General features: G+C 48.9%; 21 protein-coding genes and 1 other annotated feature. Of the genes, 2 read left to right on the top strand and 19 right to left on the bottom strand.

Annotation, left to right across the window (positions count from 1 at the left end; all coding sequences use genetic code 11):
- Positions 1-33: 33 nt before the first annotated feature.
- Both P5G61_RS01195 and P5G61_RS01190 read right to left on the bottom strand, forming a co-directional pair.
- Positions 34-555 (bottom strand): deoxycytidylate deaminase, encoded by a 522-nt coding sequence (locus tag P5G61_RS01195; protein ID WP_024628511.1) that lies wholly within the window; start codon positions 553-555, stop codon positions 34-36.
- A gap of 133 nt (positions 556-688) precedes the next feature.
- Positions 689-1279: a ComEA family DNA-binding protein gene (locus P5G61_RS01190; RefSeq protein WP_301243541.1), complete on the bottom strand. Its 591-nt coding sequence runs from the start codon at positions 1277-1279 to the stop codon at positions 689-691.
- Between the two features lie 186 nt (positions 1280-1465).
- On the opposite strand from P5G61_RS01190, the gene comER reads away from it, so the two are divergent.
- Entirely contained in the window at positions 1466-2311 is an 846-nt protein-coding gene (gene comER / locus P5G61_RS01185) for a late competence protein ComER (protein ID WP_301243539.1), read from the top strand.
- Here the strand turns inward: comER and leuS are convergent.
- From leuS to spoVAC, 16 genes are all read right to left on the bottom strand, one after another.
- Positions 2292-4736 carry a leucine--tRNA ligase gene (gene leuS / locus P5G61_RS01180; RefSeq protein ID WP_301243537.1) on the bottom strand — a complete coding sequence of 815 codons (2445 nt, stop codon included), beginning with the start codon at positions 4734-4736 and terminating at the stop codon, positions 2292-2294. The genes comER and leuS overlap by 20 nt on opposite strands.
- A 71-nt stretch (positions 4737-4807) precedes the next feature.
- Positions 4808-5074, bottom strand: a binding site (T-box leader).
- A gap of 305 nt (positions 5075-5379) precedes the next feature.
- Complete coding sequence (locus P5G61_RS01175; RefSeq protein WP_301243536.1) at positions 5380-6189, bottom strand: class I SAM-dependent DNA methyltransferase; 810 nt, start codon at positions 6187-6189, stop codon at positions 5380-5382.
- Between the two features lie 100 nt (positions 6190-6289).
- Positions 6290-7195 (bottom strand): CvfB family protein, encoded by a 906-nt coding sequence (locus P5G61_RS01170; protein WP_024628516.1) that lies wholly within the window; start codon positions 7193-7195, stop codon positions 6290-6292.
- Positions 7192-7539 (bottom strand): ribosome silencing factor, encoded by a 348-nt coding sequence (rsfS, locus tag P5G61_RS01165; protein WP_024628517.1) that lies wholly within the window; start codon positions 7537-7539, stop codon positions 7192-7194. The genes P5G61_RS01170 and rsfS overlap by 4 nt, the downstream gene beginning before the upstream one ends.
- Positions 7540-7561: 22 nt before the next feature.
- Positions 7562-8128: a bis(5'-nucleosyl)-tetraphosphatase (symmetrical) YqeK gene (gene yqeK / locus P5G61_RS01160; protein WP_301243534.1), complete on the bottom strand. Its 567-nt coding sequence runs from the start codon at positions 8126-8128 to the stop codon at positions 7562-7564.
- A complete protein-coding gene (locus P5G61_RS01155; RefSeq protein ID WP_301243532.1) occupies positions 8112-8702 on the bottom strand; it encodes a nicotinate-nucleotide adenylyltransferase in 591 nt (196 codons plus the stop codon). Before P5G61_RS01155 ends, yqeK begins: the two co-directional genes overlap by 17 nt.
- 15 nt (positions 8703-8717) lie before the next feature.
- Complete coding sequence (yhbY, locus tag P5G61_RS01150; RefSeq protein ID WP_024628520.1) at positions 8718-9011, bottom strand: ribosome assembly RNA-binding protein YhbY; 294 nt, start codon at positions 9009-9011, stop codon at positions 8718-8720.
- Positions 9012-9100: 89 nt separating this feature from the next.
- Complete coding sequence (gene aroE / locus P5G61_RS01145; RefSeq protein ID WP_301243530.1) at positions 9101-9964, bottom strand: shikimate dehydrogenase; 864 nt, start codon at positions 9962-9964, stop codon at positions 9101-9103.
- 41 nt (positions 9965-10005) lie between these two features.
- Complete coding sequence (yqeH, locus tag P5G61_RS01140) at positions 10006-11133, bottom strand: ribosome biogenesis GTPase YqeH (RefSeq protein ID WP_024628522.1); 1128 nt, start codon at positions 11131-11133, stop codon at positions 10006-10008.
- Positions 11130-11657, bottom strand: a complete 528-nt coding sequence (locus P5G61_RS01135; RefSeq protein ID WP_064636329.1) for a YqeG family HAD IIIA-type phosphatase — start codon at positions 11655-11657, stop codon at positions 11130-11132. The genes yqeH and P5G61_RS01135 overlap by 4 nt, the downstream gene beginning before the upstream one ends.
- A gap of 109 nt (positions 11658-11766) precedes the next feature.
- Positions 11767-13980: a DUF4129 domain-containing transglutaminase family protein gene (locus P5G61_RS01130; RefSeq protein WP_301243527.1), complete on the bottom strand. Its 2214-nt coding sequence runs from the start codon at positions 13978-13980 to the stop codon at positions 11767-11769.
- Positions 13977-15224: a DUF58 domain-containing protein gene (locus P5G61_RS01125; protein ID WP_094937957.1), complete on the bottom strand. Its 1248-nt coding sequence runs from the start codon at positions 15222-15224 to the stop codon at positions 13977-13979. Before P5G61_RS01125 ends, P5G61_RS01130 begins: the two co-directional genes overlap by 4 nt.
- A gap of 3 nt (positions 15225-15227) precedes the next feature.
- Positions 15228-16184 carry an AAA family ATPase gene (locus tag P5G61_RS01120; RefSeq protein ID WP_024628526.1) on the bottom strand — a complete coding sequence of 319 codons (957 nt, stop codon included), beginning with the start codon at positions 16182-16184 and terminating at the stop codon, positions 15228-15230.
- 217 nt (positions 16185-16401) lie between these two features.
- Positions 16402-16752 carry a stage V sporulation protein AE gene (gene spoVAE / locus P5G61_RS01115; protein ID WP_053781314.1) on the bottom strand — a complete coding sequence of 117 codons (351 nt, stop codon included), beginning with the start codon at positions 16750-16752 and terminating at the stop codon, positions 16402-16404.
- 3 nt (positions 16753-16755) lie between these two features.
- Complete coding sequence (gene spoVAD, locus P5G61_RS01110; RefSeq protein ID WP_094937958.1) at positions 16756-17772, bottom strand: stage V sporulation protein AD; 1017 nt, start codon at positions 17770-17772, stop codon at positions 16756-16758.
- Complete coding sequence (spoVAC, locus tag P5G61_RS01105; RefSeq protein WP_301243515.1) at positions 17769-18272, bottom strand: stage V sporulation protein AC; 504 nt, start codon at positions 18270-18272, stop codon at positions 17769-17771. Before spoVAC ends, spoVAD begins: the two co-directional genes overlap by 4 nt.
- A gap of 604 nt (positions 18273-18876) precedes the next feature.
- Here spoVAC and P5G61_RS01100 point away from each other — a divergent pair.
- Positions 18877-19950, top strand: coding sequence for a M42 family metallopeptidase (locus P5G61_RS01100; protein ID WP_079349688.1), 1074 nt, complete (start codon positions 18877-18879; stop codon positions 19948-19950).
- Between the two features lie 149 nt (positions 19951-20099).
- Here the strand turns inward: P5G61_RS01100 and P5G61_RS01095 are convergent, their stop codons facing one another.
- On the bottom strand, positions 20100-20807 hold the full coding sequence (locus P5G61_RS01095; RefSeq protein WP_285078158.1) for a metal-dependent hydrolase: 708 nt from the start codon (positions 20805-20807) through the stop codon (positions 20100-20102).
- Positions 20808-21057 lie beyond the last annotated feature (250 nt).

Raw genomic sequence — 21057 nt, 5'->3', positions numbered from 1 at the left:
TTCTTCCCCGCTAATTTGAATATTGTAGTTGTTCTAGTCACTTACCGTCATCATCGTCTCACGCGGAGGCTGGTAATTTTCCAGTCGGCGAAACGTAATGCCTTTTTGCTTCATCATGTCCGTAACCTTGCCTGTATCCTTCGGATATGGGCGATGAAATACGATTTCTGTAATGCCGCTATTCGCGAGCATATTGGAGCACGTCCAGCAAGGTTCATCCGTAACATATACAGAAGAGCCTTCGCGGTCAATGCGATCAGTGAACAAAAGCAAATTCTGCTCCGCATGAATGGTACGAATACAGCGTTGCTTTTTGACCATTTCCTCCTGACCGTCGGTTACCACCAGCTCATATTCTTCCGAGATCATGCACCCTGCTTCAGAGCAGTCCGGAACTCCCATGGGCGCACCATTATAAGCTGTTCCAAGCAGTTTCTTCCCCTGAACAAGTACGGCGCCAACATGACGGCGTGAACAGCGGGAACGGGTTGAGACCATATAGGCGATGTCCATAAAATACGTATCCCAGTCTTTGCGTACGTCTGTTGTACTCATAACCGTTTCCCTCCCGTCCGATAAAAGCTGAACCCATATAGATGTCATCCAGACACCCAGCGTACAGAAACCTTTCGATTGCTGTAATGTCATTTCAAATCCAACTTATATCGTAATATTTAATATATTGTTACTACCTGATCTGCACATAAGGAGCCATTTTCTCCAGCATCTTCATTCCGATTCCTTTCACTTTGGTCAGGTCGCTGACTTTGGTAAAAGGTCCATGAGAATTACGATAATCAATAATGGCTTGCGCCTTTTTCTCCCCAATTCCAGGGAGGTCCATAAGCTTGGCTACCGGAGCTGTATTGACATCAACTTTACCATTGTCAACAGCTTCATTGCCGACCAATGCCTGATTATTGTCTGGTGAAACCACAGGTACATCTGATTTCGTTTCTGCCACACCTATAGAGACATCCGTTTGGTTGTTGCCTGCAACGCTCTGATTAGCTACCTTTTCCGTCGTGGCATTAATCTGGTTCGTCTCTGTGGAGGCCTCTGCAGTTGAAGGTTTCTGATCTGCATCGGGAGCCTTCGTTTGTTCCTGAACCAAAGTAGCCGACTGTACAGCAGAGGTTTCCTGCTCTATCGTCGGCTTCTCGGTGGCGAGCTGCATAGGTTCCCAGCCTGAAGGTGGCTGTTCACTTTTGCCCGACCATAATATCAATATACATCCAACCACCGCAGCAGCAATGGTCAATCCCTTGTTCCATCTCATGTCTTCCACACCTCTCCCTGGATTCAAAATAAATCTATTCTGAACACGGGCGGTGCTTCCGAACCGTTGGACTTGCCTCGTAAACCAAGCTGTACTTTTTTCATGTCATGTCAAGCAGGTCCTGACGCATACACTAGAGGGAAAGAACTGCGCCATTACCGTAAAGCATGAAAGGAGGCCTGAACAATGAAGGTTGGATTTATCGGAACCGGCAGCATGGGTAGCCTGCTGATCTATGCCTTGATTCAATCCGGTGCACTTGAGCCACGGCAGATCGCCGCCAGCAATCGAACCCCTTCCAAAGTACGGCAGCTAGCCCTCCGTTACCCTGGTCTGCATGAATCACAGAGCAACCGGGAAACCGTCATCCGCAGCAATATCGTCTTTCTATGCGTAAAGCCACTTGAATTCAAACATGTCATTGACGACATCCTGCCTGTCGTGAATCCCAATCATATAATCGTCTCGATCACCAGTCCCGTGCAGCTGCGCCATCTGGAATCTGCACTTCCTTGCAAAGTCTCCAAAGTTATCCCCAGTGTTACGCACCAGGTCGGCAGCGGAGCGTCCCTGTGTATACACGGTGAGCGAATGACTACCGAAGACCGCGCTTTGCTGGAAGGGCTGCTCAGTCATATCGGCAGACCCTATCAAGTGGATGAAGCCTGTACCCGGATCACATCCGACTTCTCCAGCTGCGGACCTGCATTCATATCGTTCTTTCTGGAGCAATGGATCGAGAGTGCTGTCAAGCTCACAGATATCAAACGAGCCGATGCCTGCGCTCTTGCTGGCGAGATGCTCCTGGGAACAGGCAAGCTGCTCACAGAAGGAGGATATACCCCGCAAGAACTTCAGGCTCGCGTGGCTGTACCTGGCGGCATCACCGCACAGGCACTTGCCCTGCTGAAGGTGAGTCTAGATGGTGTTTTTGACAGCCTGATCCAGACGACTCATGACAAATATGATGAAGATTTATTGAAGCTGGATGAGCAGTTCAAAGCCGGTGAGATTAACCGGCAACAATATTAACGAGTTTGCCTGGAACGGCAATGACCTTGCGAACGGTCTTGCCTTCCAGTGCCTGTTTCACAGGTGCCAGTTCCATTGTAAAGTCCTGCATACCCTGTGCGTCCAGGTCCTTAGCGATCGTAGCACGAGTTACAATTTTGCCATTCACTTGAACAACAATCTCCACTTCGGCATCCACCGTCATGGACTCATCATACTCAGGCCAAGCTACATAAGAGATTCCACCTTCATGACCGAGACGGCTCCACAGCTCCTCTGCCATATGTGGTGCCAGTGGTGACAGCAACTGTACAAAGTTCTCCATCGCTTCACGTGACAGCGTATCTGCTTTGTATGCATCGTTGATGAAAATCATCAACTGGCTGATTGCTGTGTTGAAACGCAGATGTTCCATATCCTCTGTAACCTTTTTGATGGTTTTGTGAGCCGTCCGTTTGAACTCATCGGTACCACCATCTGCTGTAATCTTGTCATTGATTGCACCTGTATCTTCATTGATGAACAGACGCCATACACGTGACAGGAAGCGGTGCATACCCTCAACCCCGTTAGCGTTCCACGGTTTTGTAGCCTCCAAAGGCCCCATGAACATTTCATACAGACGCAATGTGTCTGCACCAAATTCATTGACGATCTCATCCGGGTTAATAACATTACCACGGGATTTACTCATCTTCTCGTTGTTGGTTCCCAGGATCATACCTTGGTTGACCAATTTGTGGAATGGCTCTTTGGTATGCACCACACCCAGATCATACAGCACTTTATGCCAGAAACGAGCGTACAGCAAGTGAAGCACCGCGTGCTCCGCTCCACCAATGTACAGATCAACGGGCAGCCACTGCTGCTGTTTCTCCTGAGAGATCAGTTCCTTGTCATTATGTGGATCGATAAAGCGCAGGTAATACCAGCAGCTACCGGCCCATTGTGGCATCGTGTTCGTCTCGCGACGTGCTTTCATTCCTGTTTCCGGATCTATGGTGTTAACCCATTCCGTAACATTTGCCAGCGGTGATTCTCCAGTACCCGAAGGTTTGATCTGGTCAATATCCGGCAGCAGCAAAGGCAGTTGATCTTCCGGCACTGTCTTCATCGTTCCGTCTTCCAGATGCAGAATCGGGATTGGCTCACCCCAGTAACGCTGACGGCTGAACAACCAGTCACGCAGACGATAGGTCGTTTTGCCTTGTCCCTTACCGTTCTCTTCCAACCAGGCAATCATCTTCGCAATCGCTTCTTCGTTGTTTAATCCGTTCAGGAAATCGGAGTTCACATGCGGTCCGTCTCCAGAATAAGCTTCTTGGGTTACGTCGCCACCCTGTACAACCTCGATGATGTCCAGACCAAACTGTTTCGCAAACTCCCAGTCACGAGTGTCATGCCCCGGAACGGCCATGATTGCCCCTGTGCCGTAACCAGCCAGAACATAATCGGCGATCCAGATCGGTACCTTCGCTCCGTTTACCGGATTGATTGCGTAAGTTCCTGTGAACACACCTGATTTGTCTTTAGCCAAGTCGGTGCGTTCCAGATCACTCTTGCGAGCAGCCTGTTCCTGATATGCCTTGATTGCTTCACGCTGTTCTGGGGTTGTAATGACATCCACCAGCTCATGCTCAGGTGCCATTACAGCATAACTTGCGCCAAACAACGTATCTGCACGTGTCGTAAACACCTTGATAACTTCTTCATGACCCTCAATGGCAAAAGTAACTTCTGCCCCGGTCGATTTGCCGATCCAGTTGCGCTGCATATCCTTGATGCTCTCCGACCAGTCCAGCTCCTCCAGATCTTCCAGCAAACGCTCTGCATATTCCGTAATTCTCAATACCCATTGGCGCATTGGTTTACGAACGACCGGATGTCCACCACGCTCACTCTTGCCGTCAATAACCTCTTCGTTCGCCAGTACCGTACCCAAAGCTTCGCACCAGTTAACAGGTACTTCATCAACATAAGCCAGGCCTTTATTGTACAACTGGATAAAGATCCATTGCGTCCATTTGTAATATTCAGGGTCAGTTGTGCTGATCTCCCGATCCCAGTCATAGGAGAAACCGAGTGATTTGATCTGACGACGGAAATTATCAATGTTGCGGAAGGTGATATCACGCGGATGCTCACCCGTATCCAATGCATGCTGCTCGGCAGGCAGGCCGAAAGCGTCCCAACCCATTGGATGCAGTACATTAAAGCCGCGCATACGTTTGAAACGGGATACGATATCCGTTGCCGTGTATCCTTCCGGGTGACCTACGTGCAGGCCTGAGCCGGATGGATACGGAAACATATCCAGTGCGTAAAACTTCGGTTTAGAAGGGTCCTCACCCGTTTTAAACGTTTTATTGTCATCCCAGTATTGCTGCCAACTTTTTTCCATAACTTGTGGCTTATAGCCGTGTTTTGGCTGTTGATTCTCGCTCATCTATTGTTCCTCCTCTGGTTATTCACATTTATTGCAACAAAAAAACCTCAGCATCCCGTAGCGTTTGCAGCGCTAGGGACGAGAGGTTGAATTCCCGTGGTACCACCCTAGTTAGCGGACGATCGTGCTTCGTCATCCACTCCCTTTGGACCTGTAACGGCGGTTAACCGATGCGGATTTCCATTCCTGAACACGAGTGTTGCTTCGTCGGTTGCAAGATGGTGTAATCACCGCATTTCTCCAAGGCGAGTTCGTGAAATACTGTCAACCGACTTGCACCAACCGTCGGCTCTCTGTCATGTACAGGACTCACTACTGATCCTTATCATCGAAATATGTATACGATATGATCGGGAACATTATATAAAAAAGAAGCATTAAAGTCAATATTACACTGTTTGTTGACTATAAACAATGCCATGCATGAGTATACACATCAAGACGACCGGAATCGCTTGATTCCTTCTTCCAGGTTATCCATCGTTCACTGAATGTGTTCCTTGTTATTGTATTGACGATAAGGACACTTGATTCCCTCTCAGCATCAGATCAAAGTAGAGTTCATATAAACTTCTTCTTTTCCGTTCACTATCTGTTGTAACAAAACTGCCCCTATGTATCATAAGGACAGTTCTTTAGTTACCTATTTCACAGCTACATAGAACAGACGCTGTGCGCCTTCTCCCGCTTCTTTCCACTCAAAATCAGCATACACACGCACATCTCTGAAACCAGCCTTCGTGAGCTCCAGCTTCATCCAGTCTGGATCGTATGCACGCTGAACATGAACCTCTTCAAACCGCTGGTACATATCCTTGCCGCTCTCAGCAGCACGCGAAAAGATACTCAGATGATGCTCGATCTCACACCGATCATGATCCATATCACAGGTCCAAATATACGACACGGAGCGTTCATCCAACACAAAAGGTTGCTCCTCTTCGTATCGAATAAGGGTATTCGGATGATGTACATCGAACAGGAAAGTCCCCTCCGGCTTCAGCATCTCGTAAGTACGCTGAAATGTACGGACAACATCTTCTTTTTCAAGCAAATAATTCACGCAATCACAGAACGATATCACCGAGTCCACGGGCTCCGGTACTCTCCAGTCCCGCATATCTTGCTGCACCCAGCGGACGCTGCCCTCCCGATATAAGCGGTGACCTTGAGGTGTAGCCTCCATTTTACTGCGTGCAACAGACAACATGTCCGCTGACAGGTCAATGCCTGTAACTTCGAAGCCGGAGTTGACCAGGGGGATCGTAATTGAACCGGTACCGCAGCCCAGTTCAGCCACACTTTTCGGCATGCCATGCCGTTCCCAAGCCGTTCTCGCAAACCTTATCCAGTCCGGATAAGGCATATCCTCCATTAATTCATCGTACACATAGGCAAATTTCCGGTAAGACATGTCAGGCACCGCACTTTCAATTTCATTTTCGAAGCTCATTTGAACAAAAGAAAAAGCAGGGGCGTCCGGAGTTCACCCAGCCTTGCCCTGCCTTTACGTTTGGATTCAAGCACATGCTTGATCCATGATAGCTGTTTGCTTACTTGTCCTCGTTCTGATCCTGGGGTACAGACTCTGTCAGATAGGTCCAGTTTTCCTTTTGAGTGACCAGACCGTCCTTCATCAGTTTGCCCAAGGCACGCTTGAAAGCAGATTTACTGATGCCAAAACGCTCCTTGATAATGTCCGGCGGGGTAGCATCCGAATAAGGCATGCCGCCCGTAGGGCGCTCTTTCATGAAAGCGAGCAGTTTGTCCGCATCTTCATTGCGACCCACCTCTTTGAGAGGGGACATCGCCAGATTGACACGTCCGTCTTCACGTACCATGGTTACCCGGCATTTCACCTTTTCACCAAGACGCAGCATACGATTTCGCTCCGAGGAATGAATCATGCCGATCGCGCCAAATCCGAGCACACCACCGTCAACAAGTACAAAAGTCCCCATCTGAAGTGGCTTGTACACTGTTGCTTCAACCCATTCGTTCACCCAAGAGGTTGGCGCATGGAAAGACAATGGCGCAAGCTCACGTTCCCCAGCCAATTTTGCCCGCAAACGTCCTTGCTTGTCATGCTCCATAAGAACAAAAACTTCATCCCCTACATGGGGACGCAATTCTTCCAACTCAGGCAATTCACGAATCGGGAGCAGCAATTGCCGTCCAAGCCCCATTTCGAGGAAACAGCCGAGGCGTGGATGAATATCAGCCACAACCAGTCGTCCCATTTCACCGAGTGTGAGATATGGTTTTTTCATGGTTGCCGCGAGACGATCTTCCGTATCAAAGAACAGAAAGACCTCCAGCATTTCACCAATTTTAACGTCCCGTGTAAGCTCCGTATAGTGAAGCAGTACATCTTCCGATCCTGTCGTCAAAAAGTAGCCAAACGGAGACACTTCACGTGAAACCGGCAAATTGACAACTGTTCCTGCGATCAAACTCATACCGTTTCCACCACTTTGGCATCAGACCACAGTCGTTCAATGTTGTAATACTCACGCTCGTCGCGGTGGAAGATATGAACAACCACATCACCCATATCCATCAATACCCAACGCGCAGAATCCATGCCTTCGATGCCTTTGATATTCACTCCGGCTGCATGTGCCTGTTTGCGAATTTCTGTTGCAATCGCTTGTACCTGTGTATCGGAATTCCCGTGACAGATAACAAAATAATCCGCTACAAGCGAGATGTTAATCAGATCCAGCGCTACAATGTTGGATGCCTTTTTATCGTCAGCGGCAGCAACCGCCATATTCATAAGTTCTTTCGATGATACTGTCATGAACCAACCTCCATAATTTAATCTATAATTGTGCAATCAAGTCATTTCGCGACAACATGGTCAAAGGATAAATGACACGGCGCTGCGAGATCAGCAAGCTGATCGTCGAGTCAAAACCGGCAATTAAACCCTCTTCCAGACTATGTTCAGCCTGTTCACGGATATGATCCACTCCCGGGAAGTCTCTCCCAGACTCAATATAATCCGCCAGACATACCACTTTATCCAGCAGACTCATGCCGACCCGACCTGAGGTATGCCAGCGGATGGCATTAATAATTTCGGCATCATCAATCCCGTAGTCACGCTCTGCAATAAAAGCACCCACTTCGGAATGCCAGAGCTGCTTGTCATGCTGCAAAAGTTCTTCGTTCAATCCATTGTCACGGATGACCGCTTCCATCTCCGATACAGGCCAATACTTGGCCACATCATGCAATATCGCTGCCAGATCCGCTTTTACAGGGTCAGCACCGTATTTTTCAGCCAGCATTACTGCCGACTCCATGACACCAAGCGTATGCTTCCAACGCTTCTCCGGCATTTGACCGGAAACAGCGCGGATCAGTTCGTCACGGCTTAGTTCCATATAAACCGCTCCTTACAATGTATTGATGGACCGCGTCAGGAATCATAAAGCGCACGGAATGCCCTTTGGAGAAACGTCTGCGTACTGCCGTGGATGATATGTCCACCAAAGGCATCTCTGCCAACAGTACCCGATCCTGTAATACGTCAGGCAGGTCATCCAGATGCAGCTGGAATCCTGGGCGTCCCACACCGATGAAGATCAAGCGTTCGGCGAGATCTTCGATCTGTTCCCACTTGGGAAGATAGTTCACCATATCCGCTCCAACAATGAAGTAAAATTCATGCTCCGGATAACGGTTCCAAAGCTCCTTCATCGTATCGATGGTATAAGACACGCCGCCAAGCTCCATCTCAATGCCAAGCACTTCGTAGTGCTGCACATCTTTCACAGCCGCTTCCGTCATTTCAAGACGTTGCTGTCCCGATGCCCCTGTTCCGCGTTTATGAGGGGGAACATGGGAAGGCATGAACCAGATTTCATTCAATGCATATGCATCCCTGGCCGCTTCGGCTGCCAGCAGGTGCCCCATGTGGATCGGATCAAACGTACCACCCATGATGCCGATCTTCACCCGTGTCACTCTCCCTTACCTAGGTAGTTCAATTTGTTTGTTGTCACGTGATTCTTTGTACAGGATGATGGTGCTACCGATGACTTGCACCAGTTCGCTTCCTGTTTCACGAGCAACTTCTTCTGCGATTTCATTTTTGTCATCCAGATTGTTGTTCAGCACTTGCACTTTCATCAATTCACGCTTCTCAATCGCATCTTCGATATGACGGAACAGGTGCTCATTCGTTCCCCCTTTACCAATTTGAAACACAGGGGTCAGATGATGTGCTTGTGAACGCAAAAAGCGCTTTTGTTTACCGTTTAACATGAATACTCCATACTCCTTATGGTGAGCAAACCTCAGTAACAGTACAATGTCTGTCCGAGGCTTGACCGTTCAATTATATTTTTACAATATCAAAAACTGTCTAATACAGCTCGTCTCATCGTCTCCACGGGAGCCGGGATGCCGAGCCAGTGCTCGAACGCTACCGCGCCCTGATATATAAACATACCCAGGCCACCGTGCACGGTACATCCACGCTGCCTTGCCTCACGGAGCAGGCGAGTTTCCAGGGGATTGTAGATGAGGTCACTTACTGCTGCACCTACTCGAATGAGTGCAGGATCTACAGGCACGTCATCTACATGTGGATGCATACCTGCGGCTGTTGTGTTAATCACAATATCGGCCGAAGCCAACACCGCAGCGGCCTCTTCCATTCCGCCACCTGTGATATTACCCAGTCCATGAGCCCGCAGATCGGAAGCAAGCGCAACGGCTCTGTCGGCTGTACGGTTAAGAATACTAATCCGTTCAGGCTTCTCCAAAGCGAGGGCATAAATCACACCTCTTGCTGCTCCTCCAGCCCCCAGAACAGCGATACGCTTACCTGCGAGTTCCGGAACAGCTTCTTCCTTCAAAGAACGCACGTAACCGATACCATCCGTATTATACCCTGTCAGCTTGCCTTCTTCATTGACAATGGTGTTTACCGCACCAATCAGACGTGCACTTTCATCAATCACATCAAGATACTGCATGACCTGTTCCTTGTGCGGAATAGTTACATTCACACCACGGTACCCCAGCGCCACTATGCCACGAATGGCTGCTTCCAGCTGGTCGGGATGAACATGCAATGGCATATACATTCCATTCACTCCTGCAGCCTGCAAAGCCGCATTATGCATGGCAGGCGATTTGGAATGTGCAATGGGATCACCCATAACGCCAAGCAGGACAGGGAGTGAAGGATTGGCTTTTTTCTGTTCCGACATACTTCCGCCTCCGATCTGAGTAAAATGCTGCTGAGATTACATTAGATCAAGGATGGACGGATCAGTACACGAATACCTTTTGGAGCATGAACAGCAACAAGCGCCCCATTCTCTCCGTTAACCTTAATCCAGCCCAGACCGGAAATGAATACATCCGACTGACTGCCACGTTTGATACGGAATTCATGTCTGGTCCACTCAGGCATATCCGCAGCATCTTCACGCGTTGGCGGAGACAGCAATTCACCCAGATGGTCACGGTACAAGTCGTCTGCACGTTCCAGCTTCGTCCGGTGAATATCAAGCGCAGTGCTGATAAAACAAGTGAAGGACTGACGATCCCCTTCTACAAAGTCAAAACGAGCCATGCCGCCAAAGAACAGCGTCTGACCAGAATTTAATTGATAAACAGCAGGTTTAAGCGGTTTTTCAGGCATAATGGCAGCCAGATCCTTACGGGATACAATCTCACTGAAACGCCAAGGGTATACAATTCCCGGTGTATCAATAATAGCTTTTCCATCATCCAGCGGAATATTAACCATATCCAGCGTCGTTCCCGGATAACGAGATGTTGTGAGTTCCTGCTCAAGATCACTGTAGTCACGAATCAGACGGTTAATCAATGTGGATTTACCCACATTCGTACCACCAACCACATATACGTCACGATCTCCGCGATACGTTCCGACTAGCTCAAGCAGTCGATCGAAGCCCTGATTTTGCTTCGCACTGCACAGAACGACGTCTACCGTACGCAAACCCTGTTCCTTGGCTTGCTTTTGTACCCAGTTACGAACCTTGTTCCAATTGGTTACTTTCGGGAGCAAGTCCGTTTTGTTCACGGCAAGCAATACCGGATTGTTGCCTACAAAACGCTGTAAACCAGAGATGATACTGCCATCAAAGTCAAACAGATCAACGATATGGATGACAAGTGCATCCTTATCCCCGATTTTGCTCAGCAGGGCCAGGAACTCATCCTGATCCACTGTAACGGATGATGACTCATTGTAATTTTTGATACGGAAACAACGCTGGCAAATAACGGGTTCACGATCCAACGCTTTCTCGGGTATGAATCCTGGTAATTCCGGGTTTTCCGTTTGCAGATGCACTCCGCATCCGCTGCACCTTACGGCAATATTGCCGTTATGCGGTTCTGTCATTTCTTCTTTTCCTCCTCAAGCCATAAGCCTTTCTTGCGCAAACTCGTTAGAGCAATCCGTTCCACGCGCCGATTGAAGCGGGTCATGAAGCCTTCATCTCCAATGGAGATCGGCAGCACCAGAACCGTATAGAGTCCCAGCCGATTACCTCCATAGACATCCGTAAGCATCTGATCGCCTACCACAATCGTTTTTTCTGGAGTTAACTCCATCATCTTCATTGCTCTACGAAACGGAACATTCGATGGTTTGCGTGCACTATGCACAAACTGGATATCCAGTGGCGTCGCAAACAGGGATACACGATTCAAATTGTTATTGGACACAATCATGAGCTGGAAACCAGCCTCTTTGACACGTGCGAACCACTCGATCAGTTCGGGCGTGGCGTCAGGAGCTTTGGCCCCAACGAGCGTATTGTCCAGATCAGTTATAATTCCACGGTAGCCTTGAGCGTATAGCTCTTCCAGATTAATGTCAAAAACCGTGTCTACACGCAGCTTGGGCATTAACATTTCAAACAAAGAAGTCACCTCAGTTTCATACGACACACTATATCACAAATCCGTCTTTCCTGAAAATGCATACAGCGCCTGATAGCTTAGGAAAAAAGGAAAAACGGGACGGGCGACATTACGCCCGTTCCGCTTTAAGTTCCTTACGCAGCTTCGAGGCTGTCTGATAGACGGCCTTCCAATCGTCTGCAGTTACAGACGCAGGGCTATAGCGAGTCTGCTCAAACTTCGCGAGAAGTTCGTACAATGTCGCTGCTGCAGCTGGCTTCGCCTGACTCCAGCGGGTTACCGATTCACGTAGTGTCTCGTCCCCGCTCCGGGTTAACCCTTTGCGCTTCGCATAACGAATCCAGCGCTCGGTCTCTGCCACAACCTTTTGTTCAGGCGTTAGAGGTCCACCTGTCCGCAGTCGAAGCACGAAGAATCGAAGTGAGAGGCGATTCCGCCAGAACATATAAGCCACCCACAATACAATGATGGCTCCCGCAGCCCAGATCACAAAAGCCGGGATGCTGGATGAGGCCTGCTCAGGCGCAGGAGTCTGCTCTTCCTCTTTTACCGGTTCCTCTTCAGGTTGTTCTTCAGGCTCATCTACAGGTTGTACATCGGGTTGTTCGGTTAGCAATGGCATATCAAAGCCCGGCGTCGCTTCAACCGGAATCCAGCCATACTCACCAAAATAAACTTCAGCCCAGGAATGCGCATCTGCATTCGTTACGGTGTAAGTCGTCTCGATCTCGGCCCCAGGCTGGCGCGGGGCCTGCATGTCTGAATTCAGCGACAGCTGACCAGGCGCGTACCCTTTCACCCAGCGGGCAGGAATTCCCTCAGAGCGCGCCATCATAACCAGCGCAGTCGAGAAGTAATCACAATACCCTTCACGAATGTCAAATAAAAATCCTTCGACAAAGTCACTGCTTACTTTTCGGGATAAATCCGGATTGTTTGTGTAATCAAAATTTTGTTGTAAATAGTTTTGCAGTAATGCTACTTTTTCATACGGCGTATTTGCCGATGCTGTAATTTCAGCAGCCAGATCCGTCACCCGATCAGGAAATCGGGATGGCAGCTGCAGGTACATATCATCTGTCGGATTGCTCGTATACAGATCATCAAAAGATTTGGTGCGAAGTTCATCTTCCACAATGACTGGCGCCTCGGATACAATCGTATACGTCTTCGGATATTGCGGCTGCTGGCGGTCTGTAACGACATGCAATTCTGCCTGCTCCGGATTCCATAACATCCGTTCCGAATTAGCTTCCCCATTGACAGACGTTACTTCCGAAATAGAATAGGCTCCGAAGAGGATCGGATACACGTTGTCATTCAACATCGTCACTTTCTGAGTGACTTGTTTGGTGCTCACATTTCCGGGTTCGTCATTCTCCAGGGCCTGTCCCGCCTCAACATCCTCTGTCGCACTTCGTCCGCGATCATCCCAGCCTGTTCCCGTATACTCAGCGCGTGTCTCCCCACGCCAGTAACTGCGTTCATTGGTGGTGACGGACATGACAGGTGTATAGTCGAAGTTAAATCCTCCGCCTAGCTGGTTGTCTTCCCTGCTGTATCCCGACTCGGTTGCTGCCGGAATGTCCAGTGTTCCGTTCCCCGCCTGATTCGTCGAACTTCCGGTATAATTACGCCACGCGGTGTACGGGTCCGTCAAGGTAGGAGGAACTTCTGGCATATTCACACTGGCTACGATAATTAAAGAAAATATGATTGCAATGTTCGCCAGAATTTTGTAAGGATACCGGATAATTCGCTTCCAGCCTTGTGGATATTGCAGTTGAAAATTACGGAAGTGCTGGCATACCAGCCATCCCATTCCCGCAAACATGACCCAGGCAATTTCAATCCAGAGTGGAATCTGGGTGAAGGAATCCAGAATTCCCATCGAAATAATGTTGATGCCCAGAAAAACAAGAATTCGGCGTGTCGTGTTCACCAGGCGAAGGGCAGCTTCAAGCATGACCCATGCGCACAGAGTGAACCAGATGTAAGGCGTCAGGTGCATTATGAACTGCTCTGTGCGCTCCGCTAACGTGCCGTAAGGGATATAAACCGTATAATCGATTAATGTCTTATGCAAAATATATACAAGGACTATCGCCTTGATTATAGTTCGAACCATAATTTTGAAAGGCAGAATCACTTCCAGAATACTTACCGCTGCGAGCGTCCACAGCACTAATGAAGTTGTCTCGGTATACCAAGATTCCTGTGTAAATGTTATCCACTGCATCCCAATCAGGAAAATCCAGAGCAACGAAGCTGCATGATACCAGGATCTTCTCCCCGCTGCCAGCTCTTTGCCTTTAGTACTCATACACTACCTCCCCCCATAACCGTTGGAAGCTCCTGCAAATGGGAAACGGTGAAGGATCTTGTACCTCTTCCGCGCAGCATCGCATTCCACTCGGAACTCCGGCGGGAATCACTGGGCTCAATTAGAATATGACAAGGAGTCATTCCCCGTGTGTCAGCCCATCGAAGCAGCTCCAGAACTTTTTCATCTTTCTGGGGAGAAATCACTACAAAATAAGCGCCTTGAGGAAACTGACGCGACATCTTCTCGACACCAGGCAGCAAACGATTCTCCTGGCCGTTATATTGGATATCCACCAGATGATGAATCATCTTTTGCCGTTCCAGCGAACTTTCGCTGGGAGCAAAAAATGAAGTCTTCTCCGACAGTGTCAGCAGTCCCATACCCATTCGTTCTCTTGTACCATACTCCAGCAGAGAGGCAGCCGTGGACACAGCCAGTTCAAAGGCCTCACCATGTTCATAGCTGCCTGCCAGCGCATCCAGCACCAGAATCGTTTTCGGCACCGACTCATGTTCAAATTCCTTGGATTTCCACGCGCCCGTCTTCGCAGTAGCGTTCCAGTGAATGCGGGAAAGACGGTCTCCGTACACATAATCACGCACACCATTGATCTGGGTCGTTTCCCTGCGCGAGCGGGTCAGGGCCGTCTGCGGGCCGGATAACCGCGATTTGCGGTCATATAGCTGCCAGTACGGAATAAATACGGTCCGCGGCAGAACCCGGAATTCCCCTTTCGCTTTGAACGTGCCCCGATGCTCAATCAGCCCAAAGATGTCCTCGCTGGCACATTCCGTTTCTGAAAAGACATACTTGCCTCGCTCCAGCGGTGGGGTCTGAAATGACAATTCACCATACCCACGCATGCTCGGAATAAGGCTTTCTTTGAAAGACCAGGATTCGCCGTTATGCCGATGCAGCATTTCACGCACAACCACATAAGGGAGGGGCAAAAATCCCGGGATGTTCAGACTTAACTGCACCTGTACCTGGTCACCGGCATGCAGCAGCTCTTCATGATCCTGACCGGAAGAGAGCTTGCGTACGCCTTGAGTACGCCGTACACCGCTAAAACCAGCAATCGCAAGGTAAAGACAAAGCAGAGTCACCATCGACAGCAACATCAGGGAGGTCTTCCCGCCCTGGAATAAAACATAAGCCAAACAGCACATCCACACCGCCGCGATGCTCCATACGCGAGGGTGGCGTATTCCCCTTCGGACTGTACTCAAAAGCGGCTTCATCAATTATTGCCCCATGGAGACGGGCACACGAACCTGCTGAAGTACGGAATTTAATACAGCTTCGGAGCTCATGCTGTCCAGTCTCGATTCGGGACGCAGCACGATCCGATGAGAGATTACGTAAGGTGCCATCGTTTTCACGTCATCCGGAAGCACGTAGTCACGTTCCTGCAAGAAGGCAAAAGCCTTCACGGCCATCATAAATGAAATCGCTGCCCTTGGGCTGGCGCCCAGCAATACGGATGGGTGGGAGCGTGTTTTGCGAACTACATCAAGCAGATAATCCATGACTGGATCACCGAGAAATACTTCCTTGATTTCCTGTTGAATGGCAGATATCTGATCCATGTGGGTTACGGATTCAAGCCGGTCCACAGGCTGACCGGACTGATGCTGTTTCAGTAGCGTTTTCTCGATATCTTTGTCGGGATAACCCAGACTTATTTTCAACATGAACCGGTCCAGCTGCGCTTCCGGCAATGTGTACGTTCCCTCAAAATCGATTGGATTCTGGGTTGCACAGAGCATAAATGGATGGGGCAGATCATACGTATCACCATCTACCGTTACACTGCGCTCCTCCATGACTTCCAGCAATGCGGACTGCGTTTTCGTTGTAGCCCGGTTAATCTCATCTGCCAGCAAAATGTTGGTCATAACCGGACCCGGGCGGAAGTAAAAGCGCTCGTCCCGCGGATGGAAAACGGATACCCCTGTAATGTCACTCGGCAAAATATCAGGATTACATTGAATGCGGCGGTACTCTCCGCGCATGGATTTCGATAACGCTTTAACCAACTGCGTTTTGCCTGTTCCCGGTACGTCTTCAATCAGAACGTGTCCGCCTGCAAGCAAAGCTGTGAGCAAAAGTTGAATTTCAAAGGATTTCCCCATTATGCATGATTCCAGATTAGAACGAACTGCTGATATGATTTGGATCGACTCTTTGCGCACAGGCATATGGTCTAACCTCCTAAAAAAGCATACAGATTTCCTTTTATTGTACATGATCCACGGGCGCGAGTACACTCGAAGGAACTCATAATTTGTTTCCAGCCGTCAGATTCACCGCAGTTATCGCATGATTACGACAAAAAGAGGCCCGGATAGAAGTTATCCGAAGCCCCTGCTGGGTCCATATAATGTTTATAGTGTCTAGCTCTGCATCCTTTGTTTGTTATCCTTTAGGTCGAACCACCAATGCCGCGAGAAATGAAAAGATAATCGCTGAGGAAATACCCGCCGCGGTCAAATCGAATATCCCCGTAATAACACCGATCCATCCCTCTTTCTCCAGCTCCGTCAATGCCCCGTGCACAAGGGAGTTACCAAAACTGGTAATGGGAATGGAGGCTCCTGCCCCAGCGAATTTGACGAGTGGATCATATAGTCCAAACGCATCCGCAACCGCACCGGCCACAACAAGTGTACTCATCGTATGTGCAGGAGTCAGCTTGACACCATCCATCAGAAGCTGTCCGACAACACAGATCAACCCGCCAACAATAAATGCCCACAAAAACTGCATCCTTTATCCCTCCTTTTCTATGGCTACGGCATGCGCAATACAAGGAATGCTCTCGCCCTGCTGGTATGAAAGTGGAGACAATAATGCACCAGTAGCGACCACCAATACCTTATTGAGTTCACCCTTTTGCATCCGGTTCAAAATGTGACCGTAGGTCACGGTCGCTGAACATCCGCAGCCGCTTCCCCCAGCCACAACCTGAGGCTGCTTTTCCAGGTTATATATCATCAGGCCACAATCATTGAAGACCGTTTGTTCCATCGGAACACCCTCTTTATGCAAAAGCTCCTTAACGATGGGCAATCCAACCGAAGCAAGATCACCTGTAACAATCAGATCATAATAACCGGGTTCCAGGCCTGTATCCCGGAAATGCGAAACAATGGTATCTGCTGCCGCAGGAGCCATTGCAGCCCCCATGTTAAACGGATCTTTAATGCCCATATCCATAATTCGGCCAATTGTCGCTTTGGTGACTACAGGGCCTTGACCCGTGCGGGATATCACACTGCAACCCGACCCCGTAACGGTATATTGCGCATATGGCGGCTTCTGAGAACCGTACTCTGTTGGATAACGAAATTGCTTTTCCACCGTACAGTTGTGACTCACCGTACCTGCCAGTACATAATCCCCTGCACCCGAATCCACTATGAGTGAGGCCAGAGCCAGGGTCTCCATTGAGGTTGAACAGGCACCAAATACCCCCAGATAAGGTACACCCAACTTGCGGGCAGAAAAAGAACTGCTGATAATCTGGTTCATTAGATCTCCGCCAACAAAGAATTGAAGCTCTTCCTTCGTGATATTGGCATTGATTAACGCCATTTGGGAAGCCTGTTCAAGGAGCTTGCGCTCTGCCTTTTCCCAGGTTTTCTCCCCAATCTCCAAATTGTCATATACATAATCAAAATCAGATGCAAGAGGCCCTTGGCCTTCATCCGGCCCTCCGACTGCTGACCTGCCGATAATGCGTGGACGGTTCTCAAATTGCCAGGTTTGTTTGCCCAGGCGTTTCATAAATGTCCACCTCCGAAGCCGAGAATGGCGTATACGACCCCTACAATAAAGGCAGCAACGACACCAAACACAATGACCGATCCGGCCAGCTTGAACATGTTAGCACCGACACCAAGCACCAGCCCTTCGGCACGATGCTCCAGTGCTGCCGAGCACATGGAGTTGGCAAACCCGGTGACAGGGACAGCCGTCCCGGCCCCAGCCCATTGCGCCATTTTATCGTAGACACCCATACAAGTCAGAATGACTGAAATGAGAATCATGACCGCAACGGTTGGACTAGCAGCTTCCTTGGATGTCATGTGGAACCCGGCCATAAACGCTTCCTGGATAGCCTGTCCAATGACGCAGATGAATCCGCCAACGAAGAATGCTTTAATACAGTTCGCCCAGATTGGACGGGCAGGCTCGTGTTTTTTGGCGACTTTTTTATATTCCTGTTCACTGATGGACAGGGATGATGATGATTTTTTTCCACTACCTTTAGATTGAGCTGGCAATATACAGAACCTCCCTTAGTGAAAATGAGTCAACTGATGTGACTGCATGTACTGTGTGTAATCCTGTATTCATTGTTTGTTAAGGTTGGGAAAGTTATGTATCCGGCGGAAGACAGCATTTGTTTCCAGCAGATGAAGCAGCCGAATCAGATGAGTCGCTCAGCGCCGGATCAGAGGTCAGATGAAATTTATAAATAAAGCAGAATGATCACGAGCAAAATAAAAAGGACGATACAAAGGATGGTTTCATTGCCTTCATCGGGTGGAATCATCTATTGTCCAAGCTCCTTCCTCTTGTCAGGCAAGTGAAATGACGGGTTTATTAAAAATAAAGGTTAAGCAAAACTGTTCCTCACTATATGCATATTCAATGTAGCTGCCTCGCGACTGTGATTGGTGCGGATTTAATAGCCCGATGAAGCATCAAACGAGCAGTCATTCATGCCTGAGATACGTGACATAACCATGGACAATTACTTGCGTAAGGTTCATACTGTAGTGTGACCAGTGGTTAAATAAAACGTTCTTCTCTTTCGAAGGACAACAGTCCGGCAGCCGTTCTGCTGAGACCTGATCTACATACAAGCAGAGGAGTTGTCGACACATGAATCAAAAAACGTTGGAAATGTTTCGAACGTTGACGGAATTCCCTTCCGTTTCCGGGTTTGAACGCGAACTTCGCGGATGGATGAAGGAACAAATGTCTCCCTATACAGATGAATTTGTCCAGGATCGGTTGGGCAGCCTTTTTGGCGTATTGCGAGGAGAGGCGTCCGGACCCAAAGTCATGGTTGCAGGTCACTTCGACGAAGTTGGCTTCATGACTACAGGCATTACGGAAACAGGCATGATCAAATTCCGTCCACTCGGTGGATGGTGGAGTCAGGCTGTACTGTCTCAACGTCTGGAACTCATCACTCCGGAACGCCGGATTCCCGGGGTTGTCGGTTCAACACCTACTCATTTACTCGATGAATCCCAGCGTAATAAACCGGTTGATCTCAACCATATGTACTTGGATATTGGGGCGGATAACCGTGCAGAAGCAGAATCTTGGGGTATTCATCCGGGTATGCAGATCGTACCGATCTGTGAGTTCACACCGATGGCCAATCCGAAGAAAATTATGGCAAAGGCTTGGGATAACCGTTACGGAGTAGGGCTTGCGCTTGAGCTGGTTGAAGCACTACATAAGGAAAAGTTGCCAAACACCCTCTATTGCGGTGCAACCGTTCAAGAGGAATTGGGACTCCGTGGTGCACGCACGGCTGCCAATCTGATTGAGCCGGATATTTTCTTCGCACTGGACTGCAGTGCCGCGAATGATATGACCGGAGATAAACAATCATTCGGACATATTGGTCAGGGGGCCCTGCTGCGCATCTTCGATCCGGGCATGTTCACCCATCGCGGTATTGTTGAATATGTTCAGGACACAGCATCATCCAATCAGATCAAAATGCAATATTTCATCTCCCCTGGGGGTACAGATGCCGGAGCGGTTCATCTGAGCGGAATCGGTGTGCCTTCAACAGTAATTGGCATCTGCGCACGTTACATTCATACATCCTCTTCCATTATTCATACGGATGACTATGATGCAGCAAAAGAGTTGCTCGTGAAGCTGGTGAAGGGTCTGGATCAGACAACACTGAACACAATAATCGAAAACGCGTAACTACCATTAAGAGATGCCCTAATTTTAAGGGCATCTTTTTTTATGTTCAGAACAGGACATTTGTTTCAATCATCAGGTTAAGGTGAGAAATAGAAATGAATAGTACAATGCCAGCCTCTGCAGAAGCAAAGACTGGCATGATTTGGTGGTTACAGAAATAAAGGCGAAAACGCAATCCAGGCCAAAATAAGTGCCAGCACAATGCAGACATTCTCCACAACGGCCCCATGTTTCGTGCCTGTACTCATGAGATTGAACCGTATACGCCACTTGATTGGCGGCAATGGACGAATACCCCGATTCGTCAACGAATCAGCCAGCAGATGCATGGCATATGCCGTACCTCCAGCTACCCAGATCTCAGGCCCCTGCAAATGAGTCGTACTGTAGAGCAATCCTGCCCATACGGCGGTTCCATAGAGGGTATGCGTCAATCCCCGGTGAGTTAGCGTCGTGCACAGCATTAACAGACTGCCCGCGATCAGATTCCATGGTGCAAATGCATGGCCATAAAATACGAGTCCTAATCCAATCGCAAACATCAACACTTTGCGCAGCGAACGGGACGGCAGGAAAGATACCATCGCAATCAGAATGGCAAGCAGCAGATTCCATGGTTTCGCCTGAACATAGAAGTACACAAATACAGCGACAGGCAGCAGGATGGTCTGCAGCAGTCGAATCAGGCTGTTCGGCAATGCTTTGGATACCAATAGCGAATTCGGTTCATCGATGTCTGGCAGCAGCGAACCGATCAGGGCCACAGTAACCGCCGGTGCAGTCACAGGCATACCTGCCAATTGCAGAACAGAGAGGGATACAGTGGTCCCAATAATGAGGTGGGATCTTCCCATCATGATGCAAAAACTTCCTTTCGAAGAAATAGGGAACATAAACCGTCCACTCCAGATATTACAACGAAAACAATATAAGAACAATAGTTCGCATTTCTCATTTCATCCATTCAAACTGTGGAATTACCTCTGTATCTATGGGCAGACTATCATCTGAACGGATTTTTACCTTTACGCCAAACGACGTTAATCTTGTCTTAACATCTCTGGTGTATAGTCGGTTCATACCCAAACAACAAAGGATGATTACTTA

Origin of the sequence: Paenibacillus vandeheii (assembly GCF_030433635.1) — a bacterium.
Taxonomy (GTDB): Bacteria; Bacillota; Bacilli; order Paenibacillales; family Paenibacillaceae; genus Paenibacillus; species Paenibacillus vandeheii.
This window is presented reverse-complemented; position numbering and strand designations above follow the sequence as displayed.

Coding starts and splice junctions, on each gene's coding strand:
- P5G61_RS01130 (WP_301243527.1), bottom strand. CDS start 13,980: ATGAGTACTAAAGGCAAAGAGCTGGCAGCGGGGAGAAGATCCTGGTAT.
- rsfS (WP_024628517.1), bottom strand. CDS start 7,539: ATGACAGTATCATCGAAAGAACTTATGAATATGGCGGTTGCTGCCGCT.
- spoVAD (WP_094937958.1), bottom strand. CDS start 17,772: ATGAAACGCCTGGGCAAACAAACCTGGCAATTTGAGAACCGTCCACGC.
- P5G61_RS01100 (WP_079349688.1), top strand. CDS start 18,877: ATGAATCAAAAAACGTTGGAAATGTTTCGAACGTTGACGGAATTCCCT.
- P5G61_RS01170 (WP_024628516.1), bottom strand. CDS start 7,195: ATGAGTTTGATCGCAGGAACAGTTGTCAATTTGCCGGTTTCACGTGAA.
- yqeH (WP_024628522.1), bottom strand. CDS start 11,133: ATGACAGAACCGCATAACGGCAATATTGCCGTAAGGTGCAGCGGATGC.
- P5G61_RS01095 (WP_285078158.1), bottom strand. CDS start 20,807: ATGATGGGAAGATCCCACCTCATTATTGGGACCACTGTATCCCTCTCT.
- aroE (WP_301243530.1), bottom strand. CDS start 9,964: ATGTCGGAACAGAAAAAAGCCAATCCTTCACTCCCTGTCCTGCTTGGC.
- yhbY (WP_024628520.1), bottom strand. CDS start 9,011: ATGTTAAACGGTAAACAAAAGCGCTTTTTGCGTTCACAAGCACATCAT.
- P5G61_RS01175 (WP_301243536.1), bottom strand. CDS start 6,189: ATGAGCTTCGAAAATGAAATTGAAAGTGCGGTGCCTGACATGTCTTAC.
- comER (WP_301243539.1), top strand. CDS start 1,466: ATGAAGGTTGGATTTATCGGAACCGGCAGCATGGGTAGCCTGCTGATC.
- yqeK (WP_301243534.1), bottom strand. CDS start 8,128: ATGGAACTAAGCCGTGACGAACTGATCCGCGCTGTTTCCGGTCAAATG.
- P5G61_RS01120 (WP_024628526.1), bottom strand. CDS start 16,184: ATGCCTGTGCGCAAAGAGTCGATCCAAATCATATCAGCAGTTCGTTCT.
- spoVAE (WP_053781314.1), bottom strand. CDS start 16,752: ATGCAGTTTTTGTGGGCATTTATTGTTGGCGGGTTGATCTGTGTTGTC.
- P5G61_RS01195 (WP_024628511.1), bottom strand. CDS start 555: ATGAGTACAACAGACGTACGCAAAGACTGGGATACGTATTTTATGGAC.
- P5G61_RS01125 (WP_094937957.1), bottom strand. CDS start 15,224: ATGAAGCCGCTTTTGAGTACAGTCCGAAGGGGAATACGCCACCCTCGC.
- P5G61_RS01190 (WP_301243541.1), bottom strand. CDS start 1,279: ATGAGATGGAACAAGGGATTGACCATTGCTGCTGCGGTGGTTGGATGT.
- leuS (WP_301243537.1), bottom strand. CDS start 4,736: ATGAGCGAGAATCAACAGCCAAAACACGGCTATAAGCCACAAGTTATG.